Origin of the sequence: Rhizobium beringeri, from assembly GCF_004306515.1 — a bacterium.
Classification (GTDB): domain Bacteria; phylum Pseudomonadota; class Alphaproteobacteria; order Rhizobiales; family Rhizobiaceae; genus Rhizobium; species Rhizobium beringeri.
Window position 1 is genome coordinate 1292500 of the sequence record NZ_SILG01000001.1, and the last position, 15613, is coordinate 1308112.

The window sequence follows — 15613 nt, forward strand, 5'->3', positions numbered from 1 at the left end:
TGGGGCAAATCAACTGCCGGATAGAAGGAGACATCATGGCCGTCGCAAACCCGACCACGGAACAGGCGATCCTGAGCGAAGTGCGCAGACAAAATCGTGACCGCCGCGCCTTGCGCCTCTGGCTCGGTTTCGTGCTTTTGGCGCTCTTCTGTCTCGTCCTCGTCGGCGGCGCCACGCGGCTGACCAATTCCGGCCTGTCGATCACCGAATGGAAGCCGATCCACGGCGTCATCCCGCCGCTGTCGGCTGCCGAATGGGAGGAGGAATTTCGCCTCTACCAGCGCATTCCCGAATTTCAGCAGCTGAACAACTCCATGACCGTCGATGAGTTCAAAGGTATCTTCTGGTGGGAATGGGCGCACCGGTTGATCGCTCGCGGCATCGGCGTGATCTTCGCGCTGCCGCTCATCTATTTCTGGCTGACCGGGCGGATCGAAAAGCGTCTGCGCTGGCCGCTCGTCGGCATCCTGGCGCTCGGCGGCCTGCAGGGTTTTATCGGTTGGTGGATGGTGTCTTCGGGCCTTTCCGTCCGCACCGACGTCAGCCAGTACAGGCTGGCAACGCATCTCGTCATGGCCTGCCTGATCTTTGCCGGCTGCATGTGGATCATGCGCGGCCTCTCCAGTCATTCCGATGATCCGGCGCCGGCCCGAAGCTCGCGCGGTTTTGCCGCCGCGATCGCCATTTTCGCGCTGTTCCAGATCTATCTCGGCGCGCTGGTGGCGGGCCTCGACGCCGGTTTTTCCTACAATACCTGGCCGCTGATGGATGGCGCCGTCATCCCCTCGGATCTGCTGATCCAGCAGCCCTTCTGGATCAATGCGTTCGAGAACCCGAAGACGGTGCAGTTCATCCATCGCATCGGCGCCTATACGCTCTTCGCACTGACGCTGGTCAACATGGTGATCGCCCTTCGCTCAGCACCTTGGACCACCCATGCACGCCGCGCCGTCCTGCTCTTCGCGCTGGTGACGCTGCAGGCAGCGATCGGCATCGCCACGCTACTGATGCAGGTGCCGCTTCACTGGGGCCTGCTGCACCAGGCCGGTGCGCTGGTGGTTTTCGGTTTCGCCGTCGCCAATTGGCGCGGCTTCTATGGCGAATATCCGCACGGGACGATGATCGCCGAACGCGATTGAAGCGAGCGGCCTTCTCGGGGGCGGATCTACCGCAACACCCCATCGAGCAGCGGCATGCCGATGATCGCGGCGGCGGCTATCAGGATGTAGCAGGCGATGCGGAAGGTCCGCTCCTCGGCAAGCCCGAACAGTTTCGAGCCGCCGTAGAGCCCGACCGCATAACTCGGCAGGATCACAGCGGTCAGCGCGAAGACGGCAGGCACGAACAGTCCGCCGATATAATAGCTGATGGCGCTGAAAACGGACGAGATCGAGAAATAGAGCACGACATTCGCCCTGACGCGCGTGAAGTCGCTCTTGCCGCCGAGCCAGTAGGCGACGACCGGCGGTCCGCCGAGCTGTGCGGCGCCGCTGAAAAGCCCGGCAATCAGGCCGATGCCGCTGCTGAGCGGTGCCGAAGGCGCACCGTGGTAACGCCATCCGGATGCGAGAAGTGCGAGAAGGGCGATGGCGATGATCGTGATGCTCCAGCGCAGCAGCATCGGGTCGAGCAAGGCCAGCATCGCCGTGCCGGCCGGCACGCCAAGGGCAGCACCCGCCGCCATGACGAAAACCTCGGGTCGGTTGGCGCCGCGCCAGGCGGGTGGGATCATCCCGAGCGTGGCAATGCCGTCGATGACGAGCAGGATCGGCGAGATCAGCTTCGGCCCGACGATCGCGCCGCCGAGTGGAATCAAGATCAATGCGGCGCCAAAACCCGAAAAGCCGCGGGCAAGCCCGGCGATGAAGGCAAACGCCATCAGCGCATAGATGCCATGATCGGGCAGGGCAGCGTCAAACCATGCGCTTACGCCAGCGATAAGCGCATCCAGCGTCATGACATCGGCTCCGTGATTCGGGATTGGCAGCAAGGAAGGTCCGCTCTCATAGCCCAATCGTCGCCGATGATCGAGGTGAAAGCGATGCAACGGCCGCCGAGGCAAGCGGCCGCGAGAAAGATCATGATGAAGAGATCGACACAAAGCCTGAGCGGCATCGACGTCGATGCCGCCCGCTCGCGTCTTACGAGGCGAGCATCAGGTCCATATTCTGGACGGCGGCGCCCGAGGCGCCCTTGCCAAGATTGTCGAGCAGCGCGACGAGGTTCACCTGCGAAGCGCCTGAGGTGCCGAAGACGAAGAGCTTCATCGTGTCCTTGCCTTCGAGCTCGACGGCGTTGACGCGGGGCAGGGCCTTGCTTTCGGCCAGCGGCACGACACTGACGATATCCTGGCCGGCATAATGGGCGACCAGTGCAGCATGAATGCTTTCCATCGTCGTGCCCTCAGCGAGATCGTCGAGATGCAGCGGCACCTGCACGATCATGCCCTGCGCGAACTTGCCGACCGACGGCGAGAAGATCGGCGCGCGGTCGAGCAGGCCGTGCACAGTCATTTCGGGCACGTGTTTGTGGGTGAGCGGCAGGCCGTAGAGGAAATGCGGCGCGGCGATCGCATCCGGGTGATCCGGGTTTTCCATCTGCGCGATCATCTGCTTGCCGCCGCCGGTATAGCCGGAGACCGCGTTGACCGTGACCGGATAGCCGTCCGGCAGAATGCCGGCGGCGCGCAGCGGGCGGACGAGGCCGATCGCTCCGGTGGGATAGCAGCCCGGATTGGCGACGAAGCGGGCGGCCTTGATCCTGCCAGCCTGCGCGCCGTCCATCTCGGCAAAGCCATAGGCCCAGCCGGGGTTGACGCGGAAGGCGGTCGAGGTATCGATGACGCGCACATTGTTGGTGGCCGAAACCATTTGCACCGCTTCCTTCGACGCATCGTCGGGCAGGCAGAGGATGGCGATATCGGCGCTGTTCAGCATGTCCTCGCGCATCGCGGCGTTGCGCCGCTCGGCTTCGGGTATGGACAGAAGCTCGACATCGCGGCGGCCGGCCATGCGCGTGCGGATCTGCAGACCCGTCGTGCCGTGTTCGCCGTCGATGAAGATTTTCGGTGCCATGTTAAACCTGCGCTTTCAATAGGTTCTGAAGGTTTCCGGATTCAGTTTGAGGATGATAGGTCAGCCTTGTGACACGGCGATGGCGCGTCGCTCGGCATGAAGACCCAGCATATACATCGCCACCGTTGCCCCCGCAATGGCGGTGATATCGGCATGGTCGTAGGGCGGCGACACCTCGACGACATCGGCGCCGCGGATATCGAGCTGGTGCAGACGCTGCAGCACCGAGAGGATCTTGGCGCTCGACGGCCCGCCGGCAACCGGCGTGCCGGTGCCCGGCGCAAAGGCCGGATCGAGGCAATCGATATCGAAAGTGAGATAGGCCGGCGCCCCGCGCGTGTGGGAGATGATTGCCGAGGCGATATCGCTGGCGCTCATCTCCTCGACCTGATGACCGTAGAGAATGTTGACGCCGCAATCCTCCGGCGCATGGGTGCGGATGCCAATCTGGATCGAGCGGTCGGGATCGATGATGCCCTCGCGAGCGGCCCGTGCCACGAACGAGCCATGGTCGATGCGGCGTTCCTCGTCGAACCAGGTGTCCTGGTGTGCGTCGAACTGCACGAGCGCCAGCGGTCCATGTTTTGCCACATGGGCTTTCAGTAGCGGCCAAGTGACGTAATGATCGCCGCCGAGCGTCAGGAGGAAGGCGCCACTGTCGAGGATGACATTCGCCTGTCGTTCGATAGCGGCTGGGGTGTCCTGATGATTGCCATAGTCGAGCAGGCAATCGCCGTAGTCGATCACGGCCATTTCGGCGAACAGATCACGGTTGAAGGGATATTGCGCATCATTGTCGAAGATCGCCGAGGCGCGCCGGATCGCTTGTGGCCCGAAACGTGTGCCCGGCCTGTTCGATGTCGCAGCATCGAAGGGAATGCCCCAGACGGCGACGTCGACGCCGGCGAGCTCCTTGGTGAAGCGGCGGCGCATGAAAGATAGTGCGCCGGCGAAGGTCGGATCGCTGGCGGCGGAGGTGAGGCTGGTCGCTGTGAAGGCGTGGTCAATCGATCTGTTCGCCAAGTCAGGCTCCTTTTTTCGGTCGCAAACCATAGTCGCGTTCGATGCGGACGCTGCATTGCATGATCGCCGTTGACGTGAGGTGTCGGGCGGCGGTTCTCTCGCAAAGGAATTGGCCGATCCCCTGCGCGCAGAAAGGGGTAGGCGAGGTGCAGACAGATTTCAAGCAATCGTTCGGACGACGGCCGCTCCTTATCGTCGAGCGACCGTCATTCGCTCGTCTGCCTATCGGGCCGGCTCCCGCAGGCACCACAATCCAGCCAGCGTCGTCAGCGCGGTCGCACAGACATAGGCCGCGAGCGGCCAGGCGTTGTCGCCGCCGAGGAGAATCACGAAGAAGGTTCCGGTAACGCCGACGATGATGCTCTCGACGCAGAAATAGAACGCGACCGCCGTTCCTGCCGTGTCGCCAAAGGCATCGAGCGCGCCGTTGGCGGTGACCGCTGTCGCCAGGACGATGCCGATCGCGATGATCCACATCGGCACGACGAAGCTGACGAGGGAAGGCTGCAGAAACAACTCTCCGAATGCAAGCAGCATAGCGCCGAAAAGCAGCACTGCCATGCCTCTCGCAAGGCTGCCCGCAATGCCCCAGCGCATGACGAAGTGTTTGGCAAAACGCGCCGTCACGATCATCACCAGCGCCACTGTGGCAAAGACGAAGCTGAAGGCGATGCCGGAGAAGCCGGCTTTATCGATCAAGATGCGGGGTGCTGTCGAGAAGAAGACGAAGAAGGCACCCATCGCCGCGCTGAAGCCTGCTGTATAAACCCAGAAGGCAAAGCTTGTAAGGATCGGGCGGAGAGCGACCTTCGCGGTGGTGGCGGGGCGGGTTTCATGCCACCGCATGCCGGCGTTGAAAAGGGCGGCAACCGAAAGGAGGCCGATGACCAGGAAGATGGCGCGCCAACCGAAGCGATCAGCGATCAAGGCTCCGGCGATCGGACCTAATGCAGGCACGAAGGAGAGGATGGAGCCGAGAAGGCCATAAATCGTGCTGCTTTCGGGACGCCCGGCGTAGACGTCACGCACTGTTGCGAAAGTTGCAACCAGCGTCGCCGACGCACCGATGGCCTGCACCAATCTCAGCACCATGAAGATCGGTGCAGACGAGGAGACGGCAAGCAGGAAGGATGACACGGCAAAGAGTGCCGCGCCTCCGAGCAGGACAGGCCGTCGTCCGAGGATATCGGAAATTGGGCCGAAGACGATCTGCCCGGCGCCGAGCACGAGCATGTAGAGGCTAAGGGTCAGTTGGATGGCGGCCGGCGAGGTACCGAGCGCCTCCGGCATGACCGGCACGATCGGCAGATAGATATCCATGGCAAGCGAAGCCAGGATGTCGAACGGTGCCATCAGCAGCAAGGCTGCCGGCAGGGAATAGGTCCAGTGCTGGATTTTGAGATAGAACATGGGAAAGAACCCGCTCAAATGATTTCATTCGGCGGCGATCTGTCTCTTCATCAGTATCGGGATTGGCCGGACAGACGCCGCAACAACAGGGCAGAGTTGTTGCGGCCTATTTATCTGCGGACTTGGTTGTTCCCATGATTCGACCCGTGAGTGCGGCTTCGCTCATTCCCGAAGCGCTTTGCCAAGCTTCTACCAGCAGAACCGGAATGCGACAATCGCATGCCGGCACGCTTCCGATTGGTTTAAACAGAGCAAAACAAAAAGGCCGGGTTGCCCCGGCCTTCGTAAATTCCGTCTGTCCGAAGCGATTAACGCTTGGAGAACTGGAACGAGCGGCGGGCCTTTGCCTTGCCGTACTTCTTGCGTTCGACGACGCGGCTGTCGCGGGTCAGGAAGCCGCCCTTCTTCAGCACCGCGCGCAGGCCCGGTTCGAAGTAGGTGAGCGCCTTGGACACGCCATGGCGAACGGCACCGGCCTGGCCGGAGAGGCCGCCGCCGGCAACGGTTGCGACGATGTCGAACTGGCCGTCACGGGCAGCCGCGACGATCGGCTGGCGCAGGATCATCTGCAGCACCGGACGTGCGAAATATTCCGCGAATTCCTTGCCGTTGACGATGATCTTGCCGGAGCCCGGCTTGACCCAGACGCGGGCGACGGCGTTCTTGCGCTTGCCGGTCGCGTAGGAGCGGCCGAGCGAATCGACCTTGCGGACGTGGGCCGGAGCAGCAGCTTCAGCCGTGCCGAGATCCTTCAGGGAGGAGAGGTCAGCCATTATCAGGCGCTCCTTACGTTCTTTTTGTTGAGCGCGGCAACATCGAGGGCGACCGGCTGCTGGGCTTCATGGGGATGGTTGGAGCCGGCGTAAACACGCAGGTTCTTCATCTGGCGACGGCCGAGCGGGCCACGCGGAACCATGCGTTCGACGGCCTTTTCGAGGACGCGCTCCGGGAAGCGACCTTCGATGATCTGGCGTGCGCTGCGTTCCTTGATGCCGCCGGCATAACCGGTGTGCCAGTAGTAGACCTTGTCGGAATACTTCTTGCCGGTGAAAACGACCTTTTCGGCATTGATGACGATGACGTTGTCGCCGTCGTCAACGTGAGGCGTGAAGGTTGCCTTGTGCTTGCCGCGCAGGCGCATAGCGATGATGGAAGCGAGACGGCCAACGACCAGCCCTTCGGCGTCGATGATCACCCACTTCTTCTCCACCTCTGCAGGCTTCTGGGAGAAGGTAGCCATAGTGAATACTCTCTTTTTGGGACCCTTGGCCCGAGGGCTTGAAGGGCGTTTCTTGTTGCTTGTATTGGCAGGCTCGAGGCATGCCAAAAAGAAAGCAGCCCGGATAGGCTGCGTTCTGGCGCGGTGTATAAAGGGAATACGACATGGGGTCAATATCGACTTTCCCGAGGTTTTGAAAAAAGCTAAAGTAAAAACAACTAGTTAGGTATACGGTATTATGATACCTCATATTTGTTGGCTCCCAGGCTGCTGCCCCTGACGTTTTTCACGTCGCCTCTGCCGGTTTGAAATAGCGTCCGACGGTCGAAAGCAGCTCTCAACCTTTGAACGCGCGCAGGCATTTCATCATTTCGCGAAGGCCGCGTGTCAGATGTTTGTCCCGGCGTAGAACCATGCCGAGGCGGCGCGTCAGCCGCGGGTTCAGCGATGATGTCGTTACGAGGCCGGCGCGGTCGCGCTTCAGCGCCAGCCCCGGCAGGATCGACCAGCCAAGTCCTACAGCCACCAGCTCCTTGATCGCCTCGATACTGCCAAACTCCATCGCAGGTCGGATCCTCGTATCCGGGGCGGCCAACCACGCGTCGATTGCGCGCCTGGTATTGCCGCCCTCATAGAGCAGCAGCGTCCTGTCGCGCATGAATGCGGCGTCCGGCCCGTCTTCGGGCATCAAGCTGCCCGCGGGGGCGACGGCCAGCAATTCCTCTTCGTAGAACGGTTCGATCTCGAAGTTCCGTCCCGATGCCGGCAGGGCAACGACGGCGATATCGAGGCTGTTGGCTTCCAGTTCGTGCAGAATGTCGTCGGCATCGCCGATGCGCACGGTGATTTCGAGCCCGGGCATGCGTTTTCTGGCGGCAGCAATGGCACGAGGAAGCAGATGGATCGACGCCGTGCCGCCGCTGCCGATGCGCACGCGGCCGCTCGCACCATCTCTGTACGGCACCATCGCTTCTTCCGTGGCGGCCGATGCCTGAAGCAGCCGCTTTGCATGCACGAGCAGGTCGAGGCCTGCAGCGGTCGGCTGCGCTCGCCGTCCGACGCGCTCAATCAGCCGGACGCCGAGGCGCTGTTCGAGCCCCTTGACCTGCAGGCTGACCGCCGGTTGCGTCAGCCCTTCCTTGTCGGCAGCAGCCGTAAAGCTTCCGAGATCGGCGACATTGACGAAGGTGGCAAGCTGATCAAGATTGAGAGGCATACCAAAGAAATCCTTATGAATATCATAATATCCATAAGCTTCTTTCGCGGCATCTTCCAGCGCATCTTTCATCCGTTGAAGAAAGGAAGAAGCGATGGCTCTGGAATTAGGCGAGATCTTCGAAACACCTCGCGATATCGTTCGGTCGAGACTTCGCCGGATGGCGCGATGGAGCCGGCGGCGGCTGCTGATGGTCGAACATCACCTCGAAAAGCGCCGCAGCCGTCGCACGCTTTCGGAACTCACCGACGACGAGCTTTGCGATGTCGGTCTGACTCGTGCGCAGGCGAGGGTCGAGACATCGAAGTCGTGGTTCTGGTCCTGATGGCAGCAGCCTCTGTGAGGAGTGCGGATCCTGCTCGAAATTGCCGGCGCCTTGTGGCAAAACGTCTGCCTGGAATCGAGCGCAGGGAGCAGCATCATGGCCGAAATCGTATCCTTCCCGGACGCCGCCAGAGCGGAGGAAGGCGGATTGCTGACCCGCTCGCTGCGCGACGGCGTGCTGTGGCTCGTGCTCGATAATCCACCGGCCAATGTGCTTTCGATCGCGCTTCTCGAAGCGCTGATGGAAGATCTGGAAATGGCCGGGGCGGAACCGGATGTGCGCGTCGTCGTCATCGCCTCGACCGGCAATGTCTTTTCCGCCGGGCATGATCTCAAGGAACTTACGGCCCATCGCGCCGATGAAGATCAGGGTGCCGGTTTCTTCGAAAAGACCTTTCGGCTCGCTGCCGATCTGATGCTGAAGATCACGCATCTGCCGAAGCCTGTCATCGCCGAGATCGATGGGCTTGCAACGGCTGCGGGCTGCCAGCTCGTTGCCTCCTGCGATCTGGCGATCTGCACCGATAGTTCGACATTCTGCACGCCGGGCGTCAACATCGGCCTGTTCTGTTCGACGCCGATGGTGGCCGTTTCTCGCGCTGCGCACCGCAAGCAGGCGATGGAGATGCTGCTGACCGGCGAGACGATAGACGCCTCGACCGCCAAGGATTTCGGCCTCGTCAACCGTATCGTGCCCAAGCAGTATCTGGCGCAGGTGGTTTCCAAATATGCGGCTGTGATCGCCAGCAAGTCACCGCTGGCTCTGAAGATTGGCAAGGAAGCCTTCAACCGGCAGCTCGAACTGCCGGCGGAGGCGGCATATGATTATACCGCCAGGGTGATGGTCGAGAACATGCTGACGCAGGATGCGCAGGAAGGGATCGCCGCTTTCCTCGGCAAGCGCAAGCCTGAATGGAAGGGCGAGTGATCACGCAAGCTTCAGAACCAGCCCGCCGATCGCGATGACGACGCCGGCGACGTAGCGCCAGATGCTGGCTTTTTCCTTGAAGACGGTGATCGAGATCACCAGCGCAAAGAGGATCGCTGTTTCGCGCAGGGCCGCGACGGTCGCGACCGGGGCTTTCGTCATCGCCCAGAGTGCGAGCCCATAGGAGGCGATCGAGCCTGCGCCGCCGATGAGGCCGCGCCACCAGTTGTGGCGAACGTGACGCGCCACGGCGACAGCGCCGCGCTGGGACGCTGCCCAGGAAAACAGCAGCACCGGCGGTAGCAGCGACATCCACAAGGTGTAGGAAACCGCATTGCCGGAGATACGCGCACCGATGCCGTCGACATAGGTGTAGCTGGCGATGACGCAGGCATTGGCAAGGGATAACATGACGGCACGGCTGCTGCCGTGCCGGGCCTCCAAAGCGAGTGTCAGCACGCCGGCTGAGATCGTCATCGTGCCGGCGAGGGCGCCGCCGGAAAGATTTTCCTTCAGGATGAAACCGCTTGTCGCGGCGATCAGGAGCGGCGCGCAGCCACGCATCAGCGGATAGACGAGGCCGATATCGCCGGCTCGGTAGGCGGCGGCGACCAGCTGAAAATAGGCAAATTGCAGGATAGCCGAGGCGCCGATGAACGGCCAGGCCGAGGCTTGCGGCAGCGGCAGGAATGGCAGGAACGGCAGTGCCGAAACAGCGCCGCCGGCAGAGATCAGCGCCGCATCCAGGGATTTATCGCTTCCCGCCTTGACGATGGCGTTCCATGTCGCGTGCAGCAGTGCGCCGAAGAGAACGAGCAGGATGACGTCGAGAGGCAAGGGAGTAAATCCGGAGGATGAGAGGAAGCGGAATACGCCTCGCCTTCGGCGTTTCAAATTCCTGAAAAGACAACTGGGATTTGCACGAAAATGTACGGCTGCGGTCGCTTATGCGTTCACATGTCGAATAGCATCCTTTCAGCATGTGAACAATGACGATCCATTGGAGCAATTTTTACGTGCGCGCGACATGCGTTCAATCCAGGCGATGCTTTCAACTATGAGATGTTTCTAATGGATGGGGGAACATATAGGGAAGCTATCACGAACAAAAAAAGAAAATATCTGCAGAAATGACGGAGCTGATTATTCTATGCTGCTGAAATATAGATATTATTCTATAGCTTTGACATAGGGGAAAATTAAAGCTTCTGATTGTGCAATCTTCAGGAAATCGCAGCGCGGAATTGAGCCCAAACCTTTCGCAACCGCGAAAGACGTGCAGTTTCGGCGGCGGTCACAACGGCGAAAACATCAAAGCTGATGATGCGGAATGAAGAGCATCCCGTCAAGGTTGTCGATGCTCTGGCAGTTCAGCACCTGGCAGCGCGGATTGTTTTTTGAGGGGATATGCGTCCATTCCGCATAATCGGTCGCGTCGCAATAATTGCTGTTGCGGACATAGCGATCGTAAAGCGGCAAGCCACGGGGAGACTGGTAGCGGTAGATGACGGCGCCCTGATTGTGGATGGCGGCGCGCACGCTGGCACAGCTCATGGTGAGCGGATTGTAGCGCGAGATCGCCAGCGCCGGCGATGCGGCGAGCAGGAGCATGAGGGCAAGAGCGATTTTTTTCATCGAATCATCCTCAGGGAGTATCCAATTCATATATACGGAAAAGATGCCCAGCCGGTTTCACGGAAACGCAAAAAAACGTGCGCGCCGTGGCGAAGGGCTTTCGGGAGTGGAGAAGCGGATATGAATCACGACGCCTACACGGATGATTACCTCGCCGGAATCCTGCATTCGGTAAAGACCATCGCGTTGACCGGCGCCTCGCCTAATCCGGCCCGGCCGAGCAACGGCGTCATGGGCTATCTGCTGTCGCGTGGCTACGAGGTCATTCCTGTCAATCCGGGGCAGGCGGGCAAACAGATCCAGGGCCGCACCGTCTATGCCCGGCTCGCCGACATTCCCGTGCCGATCGACATGGTCGACGTATTTCGCGCCTCCGAATATCTGGATGGGGTCGTCGAGGAGGCACTGGCGCTAAGGCCGCTGCCGAAGATCATCTGGTCTCAACTTGGTGTCCGCGACGATGCGGCTGCGGCAAAGGCGGAGGCCGCCGGCATCAATGTGGTGATGAACCGCTGCCCGGCGATCGAATATCCTCGTCTCATTGCCTGAGTTGCGGCCCGCGGAGACGGATTTTCCACGGAACGCCCATGGGTTGAAACGGATCGCGATTAACTTTCGTTCGTGAGAGGCTATGATCCTGCACGTCAGCAATAACGGGAGGACGACATGGCCAAGAATGATCCGGGATTCAACACGTTGGCGATCCACGCCGGCGCTCAGCCCGACCCGGCGACCGGCGCGCGGGTAACGCCGATCTACCAGACGACCGCTTTCGTCTTCAATGATTCCGATCATGCCGCCGCCCTTTTCGGCCTACAGGCCTTCGGCAACATCTACACCCGCATCATGAACCCGACGCAGGCCGTGCTCGAGGAGCGCGTCGCAGCGCTCGAGGGCGGCACGGCAGCGCTCGCCGTCGCCTCCGGCCATGCGGCGCAGGTGATCGTCTTCCACACCATCATGCGGCCCGGCGAGAATTTCATCGCTGCCCGCAGGCTCTACGGCGGCTCGATCAACCAGTTCGGCCATGCTTTCGAGAATTTCGGCTGGCAGGTGCGCTGGGCCGATTCCGCCGATCCGGCAAGCTTCGAAAGCCAGATCGACGACACGACGCGCGGCATCTTCATCGAAAGCCTGGCCAATCCCGGCGGCACCTTCGTCGATATCGCCGCCATTGCCGACGTCGCGCATCGCCACGGCCTGCCGCTGATCGTCGACAATACAATGGCAACACCCTATTTCATCCGTCCGATCGAACACGGCGCCGACATCGTCGTGCATTCACTGACGAAGTTTCTCGGCGGCCACGGCAACTCGATGGGCGGCCTCATCGTCGACGGCGGCACCTTCGACTGGTCGAAATCCGGCAATTACCCGATGCTGTCGAGCCCGCGGCCGGAATATAACGGCATGGTCCTGCACGCGACCTTCGGCAATTTCGCCTTTGCGATCGCTGCCCGCGTGCTCGGCCTGCGCGATCTCGGGCCGGCGATCTCGCCCTTCAACGCCTTCCTGATCCTGACCGGCATCGAGACGCTGCCGCTCAGGATGCAGCGCCACAGCGATAATGCGATCGCCGTCGCCAAATGGCTGAAGGCGCACAGCAAGATCGCCTGGGTGAATTATGCCGGTCTCGACGACGACCCGAACTACGCTCTACAGCAGCGCTACTCGCCGAAGGGCGCAGGCTCCGTCTTCACCTTTGGCGTAAAGGGCGGCTATGAGGCGGGCAAGACGCTGGTCGAGGGGCTGGAGCTGTTCTCCCATCTTGCCAATATCGGCGACACCCGTTCGCTCGTCATCCATCCGGCCTCGACGACGCACCGGCAGTTGACCGACGAGCAGCGGATCGCTGCCGGCGCCGGCCCCGACGTAGTACGCCTTTCCGTCGGCATCGAGGACGTCAAGGACATCATCGCCGATCTCGAACAGGCGCTCTCGAAGATCTGAGATCAGAGGGGATCCATAATGGCAAATTTCATCCCCTTCGGCATCGACGGCGTCGAACCCGAGTTCGGCGCCCCGGAGCCCGGCCGGATCATCTCCGGCGATCCGCATTTCCGTACCTGGAATCTGGAGGAGGCCGAAGGCGGCCTCTATTCCGGCATCTGGGAGGCGACACCGGGCAAGTGGCGGATCGTCTACGAGGAGTGGGAATATTTCAGCCTGCTGTCCGGCCATTCGATCGTGACGGAGGAGGGCGGCGAGCCTGTTCATCTGAAGGCGGGCGACCGGATGATCCTCAGGCCCGGCTTCAAGGGAACGTGGGAAGTCGTTGAAACGACTCGCAAGGATTATGTGATCAAGGTTTGAGCGGGTCAGCAAATCGACGTTGATGATTCCGGGCTTGTCCCGATTTGCGGCGATGATGGCCCGTCTTTCAGCGAATGGCTGCGCCTCTTTCCGGGATAGAACGCTTTTAACCATTCCCATTAATCGGGCCTACATCGTCAAATGCTAAACCTTATCTGCAGCGCATTGCGGACATGATGTCTCCTGCCGTCCCACAGACATGGCCTTGCAATTAATCTTTTCGGAATTTGCATGTCGTCGAATCTTGCAGGTCGGCTCGTTCGGACCCAGACGTCTTCCATCATCGCGACAACCGTCTGCTTCCTTGTCGTCGCCCTCGTCCTGACCGGCCTGATGGCACATGTCGTCGTCACGATGACCCGGTCGGCCAACGAGATCGATGATGCCAGGGCCAGTCGCGCCGCCCGCGCGGCAATCGGTGCATTTGTAGCTCGCCTCGGCGCGACAACGACTGATAACGCCGTATGGGACGATGCCTATCGCGCGATCTCATCTCCCACCGCCGCGGATTGGGCCTATGAGAATTGGGGCAAAACCAGCGAGGATTACGCGCTTTATGACGGCGCGATCGTGACCGGCCCTGACCGGTCTTCGGTCGTCTCGGCCTATGCCAAAGGCAAGCCCTTCCAGCCGGGCACGTTTTTCGGGGAGGCCTTTTATCAGCAGATTAATGTGGCTTCAGATCCGGCGAAGGCGCCGGTGGTCAATTTCATCAAGACCGAAAGCGGTATAGCGCTGATCGCGTCGCAGGCGATCCAGCCGTTCGAGGCCGCTGCCGAGCTTCCGAAGTTCAGCGTGCTGAGTTTTTACAAGGAATTTACGTCGGAGGTTCTCGACACTCTCTCCAACGAACATGAACTCGAGGGGCTGAGCCTCGAGACGGCGCCCAAGCCGGGATCTCTGAACACGCCGATCACCGACATGAAGGGAGCCGTCATCGGCTATCTCGTTTGGCCCAGCAAAGCGCCCGGAAGCGCCGTGTTTCATCAGGTCTATCCTTATCTCGCAGCTTCTACCGTCATCCTTTCGCTATTCTTGATCGGCGTTCTGTTGGTCGGCGCATCCGAGGCGAGGCGCCTGCGCCAACTGGCGCAAACAGCGCTTTTCGAAGCGGGCCATGATAGCCTGAGCGGCCTGTTGAACAGGCATGGGCTTCTCAACCTGCTGGAAGAGCTGGATAATTCGGGCTCTTCGCCACCCCGGCTCTATCTCGTCGACCTTGATGGCTTCAAGGCCGTCAACGATGCCTGGGGGCATGCGGTGGGGGACGATTTGATCCGGTTGGTTTCGAAGGCGCTGACGGCCTGCCACCCCGAAATCATTGCCGTGGCGCGGCTCGGGGGCGACGAATTTGCGCTGGTGCACATCGGTTCTGCCACGTGCGGAGAGATGGAAAAGACGATTTTGGCGCTGTTTGCCGAGCCCTTCAAAATCGACGGACGAACGATCGAAGTTGGCGCAAGCATCGGAGCTGCTGCTCGCAACGGCGACGTCCCGCCCTTGGAGCTTCTCCGCAGAGCTGACATGGCCCTGTATCGGGCCAAGGCAAATGGCAGAGGCCAGGCAATCGAATACGATCCCGAGCTGGACCGGGAACGCCAACGGGTCGCCGAACTGGAAGGCCAGTTGAAGAACGCCATCAGCAGCGGCGCAATCGAAGCCGTTTTCCAACCTCTCGTCTCTGCTTCGACCGGCGCTGTCACCGGTCTTGAAGCACTGGCGCGCTGGCGAACTGCAACCGGAAACATCAGCCCGGAGATTTTCATCCCTCTTGCCGAGAGGTGCGGCCTCATCGATGCGCTTGGCGTTCATATGCTGAGAACATCGATCGAGCATGCCAAGAGCTGGCCCGATCTGGCATTGTCGGTGAACGTTTCGCCGATCCAGCTCTGCAATCCGGAATTTGCCGCAGAAGTGATCTCGGTCCTGCAGGAGCTTGATTTCAATCCAAACCGCCTGACATTGGAAATCACCGAAGGCGTTCTGATGACCAATCCGGATCAGGCCCGACGGTCGATAGACCAGCTCAAACGCGTCGGGATCAAGTTCGCGCTCGACGACTTTGGCTGCGGCTACGCAAGCATTGGCGCATTGCGGCAGTTCGGGTTTGATCGCATGAAGATCGATCGATCGCTCGTCTGGGCTCTCGACGAAGGCGCAAATGGCGCCGATGTTCTTCGGGCAACCATCTCGCTCGCGACCGCGCTGCAGATTCCCGTGACCGCGGAAGGTATCGAGACTACCCGCCAGGCGGCGATCTTGCGCGACGCCGGCTGCGATCAGCTTCAAGGATATCTGATTGGAAAACCTATGTCGGCATATGACATATCCAGCAAACTGGAAGAAGAGTCAGCCGCATGATGCCGCCAAGATCGTGGCATATGCCCGGTATTGATGGCTTATTGCCGGCGTTCCAGCAGAGCGGTGACCGCTGAACACGGCTCCCTTTCACTCGCTGCCGGATGTCCTGA

The 15613-nt window shown here is 60.8% G+C and carries 16 protein-coding genes; 7 read left to right on the top strand and 9 right to left on the bottom strand.

The window, feature by feature from the left end; genetic code table 11:
• Positions 1 to 35 precede the first annotated feature (35 nt).
• On the top strand, positions 36 to 1139 hold the full coding sequence (locus ELH03_RS06660; RefSeq protein ID WP_128411495.1) for a COX15/CtaA family protein: 1104 nt from the start codon (positions 36 to 38) through the stop codon (positions 1137 to 1139).
• A 26-nt stretch (positions 1140 to 1165) separates the two neighbouring features.
• Here ELH03_RS06660 and ELH03_RS06665 read toward each other — a convergent pair whose 3' ends face one another.
• The 7 genes from ELH03_RS06665 to ELH03_RS06695 form a co-directional block, all read right to left on the bottom strand.
• Complete coding sequence (locus ELH03_RS06665; protein WP_128401330.1) at positions 1166 to 1957, bottom strand: sulfite exporter TauE/SafE family protein; 792 nt, start codon at positions 1955 to 1957, stop codon at positions 1166 to 1168.
• A gap of 184 nt (positions 1958 to 2141) precedes the next feature.
• Complete coding sequence (gene argC / locus ELH03_RS06670) at positions 2142 to 3074, bottom strand: N-acetyl-gamma-glutamyl-phosphate reductase (RefSeq protein WP_128411743.1); 933 nt, start codon at positions 3072 to 3074, stop codon at positions 2142 to 2144.
• Positions 3075 to 3134: 60 nt separating this feature from the next.
• Positions 3135 to 4097 (bottom strand): agmatinase, encoded by a 963-nt coding sequence (speB, locus tag ELH03_RS06675; RefSeq protein ID WP_064649130.1) that lies wholly within the window; start codon positions 4095 to 4097, stop codon positions 3135 to 3137.
• A 222-nt stretch (positions 4098 to 4319) separates the two neighbouring features.
• Entirely contained in the window at positions 4320 to 5507 is a 1188-nt protein-coding gene (cml, locus tag ELH03_RS06680; RefSeq protein WP_130806661.1) for a CmlA/FloR family chloramphenicol efflux MFS transporter, read from the bottom strand.
• 308 nt (positions 5508 to 5815) lie between these two features.
• Positions 5816 to 6280, bottom strand: a complete 465-nt coding sequence (rpsI, locus tag ELH03_RS06685; protein ID WP_027685171.1) for a 30S ribosomal protein S9 — start codon at positions 6278 to 6280, stop codon at positions 5816 to 5818.
• Positions 6281 to 6282: 2 nt separating this feature from the next.
• On the bottom strand, positions 6283 to 6747 hold the full coding sequence (rplM, locus tag ELH03_RS06690; protein ID WP_003558420.1) for a 50S ribosomal protein L13: 465 nt from the start codon (positions 6745 to 6747) through the stop codon (positions 6283 to 6285).
• Between the two features lie 316 nt (positions 6748 to 7063).
• Positions 7064 to 8014, bottom strand: a complete 951-nt coding sequence (locus tag ELH03_RS06695) for a LysR family transcriptional regulator (protein WP_197727720.1) — start codon at positions 8012 to 8014, stop codon at positions 7064 to 7066.
• A gap of 22 nt (positions 8015 to 8036) precedes the next feature.
• Between ELH03_RS06695 and ELH03_RS06700 the strand changes: the two genes are divergently transcribed.
• The gene (locus tag ELH03_RS06700; RefSeq protein WP_130766189.1) at positions 8037 to 8267 is read left to right on the top strand and encodes a DUF1127 domain-containing protein; all 231 of its coding nucleotides are present in this window, start codon (positions 8037 to 8039) and stop codon (positions 8265 to 8267) included.
• A 96-nt stretch (positions 8268 to 8363) separates the two neighbouring features.
• Positions 8364 to 9194 carry an enoyl-CoA hydratase gene (locus ELH03_RS06705; RefSeq protein WP_130766190.1) on the top strand — a complete coding sequence of 277 codons (831 nt, stop codon included), beginning with the start codon at positions 8364 to 8366 and terminating at the stop codon, positions 9192 to 9194.
• Here ELH03_RS06705 and ELH03_RS06710 read toward each other — a convergent pair whose 3' ends face one another.
• Positions 9195 to 10031: an EamA family transporter gene (locus ELH03_RS06710; protein ID WP_128405510.1), complete on the bottom strand. Its 837-nt coding sequence runs from the start codon at positions 10029 to 10031 to the stop codon at positions 9195 to 9197. It abuts the gene before it with no gap.
• Positions 10032 to 10505: 474 nt separating this feature from the next.
• The gene (locus ELH03_RS06715) at positions 10506 to 10829 is read right to left on the bottom strand and encodes a hypothetical protein (RefSeq protein ID WP_130766191.1); all 324 of its coding nucleotides are present in this window, start codon (positions 10827 to 10829) and stop codon (positions 10506 to 10508) included.
• 120 nt (positions 10830 to 10949) lie between these two features.
• On the opposite strand from ELH03_RS06715, the gene ELH03_RS06720 reads away from it, so the two are divergent.
• The 4 genes from ELH03_RS06720 to ELH03_RS06735 all read left to right on the top strand — a co-directional run bounded on the left by ELH03_RS06720 (position 10950) and on the right by ELH03_RS06735 (position 15503).
• Positions 10950 to 11378, top strand: a complete 429-nt coding sequence (locus ELH03_RS06720) for a CoA-binding protein (protein ID WP_128405508.1) — start codon at positions 10950 to 10952, stop codon at positions 11376 to 11378.
• Between the two features lie 117 nt (positions 11379 to 11495).
• Positions 11496 to 12779 carry an O-acetylhomoserine aminocarboxypropyltransferase gene (locus ELH03_RS06725; RefSeq protein WP_130766192.1) on the top strand — a complete coding sequence of 428 codons (1284 nt, stop codon included), beginning with the start codon at positions 11496 to 11498 and terminating at the stop codon, positions 12777 to 12779.
• An 18-nt stretch (positions 12780 to 12797) separates the two neighbouring features.
• A complete protein-coding gene (locus ELH03_RS06730) occupies positions 12798 to 13142 on the top strand; it encodes a cupin domain-containing protein (RefSeq protein WP_128404338.1) in 345 nt (114 codons plus the stop codon).
• Between the two features lie 231 nt (positions 13143 to 13373).
• On the top strand, positions 13374 to 15503 hold the full coding sequence (locus ELH03_RS06735; protein WP_130766193.1) for a bifunctional diguanylate cyclase/phosphodiesterase: 2130 nt from the start codon (positions 13374 to 13376) through the stop codon (positions 15501 to 15503).
• Positions 15504 to 15613: the final 110 nt, after the last annotated feature.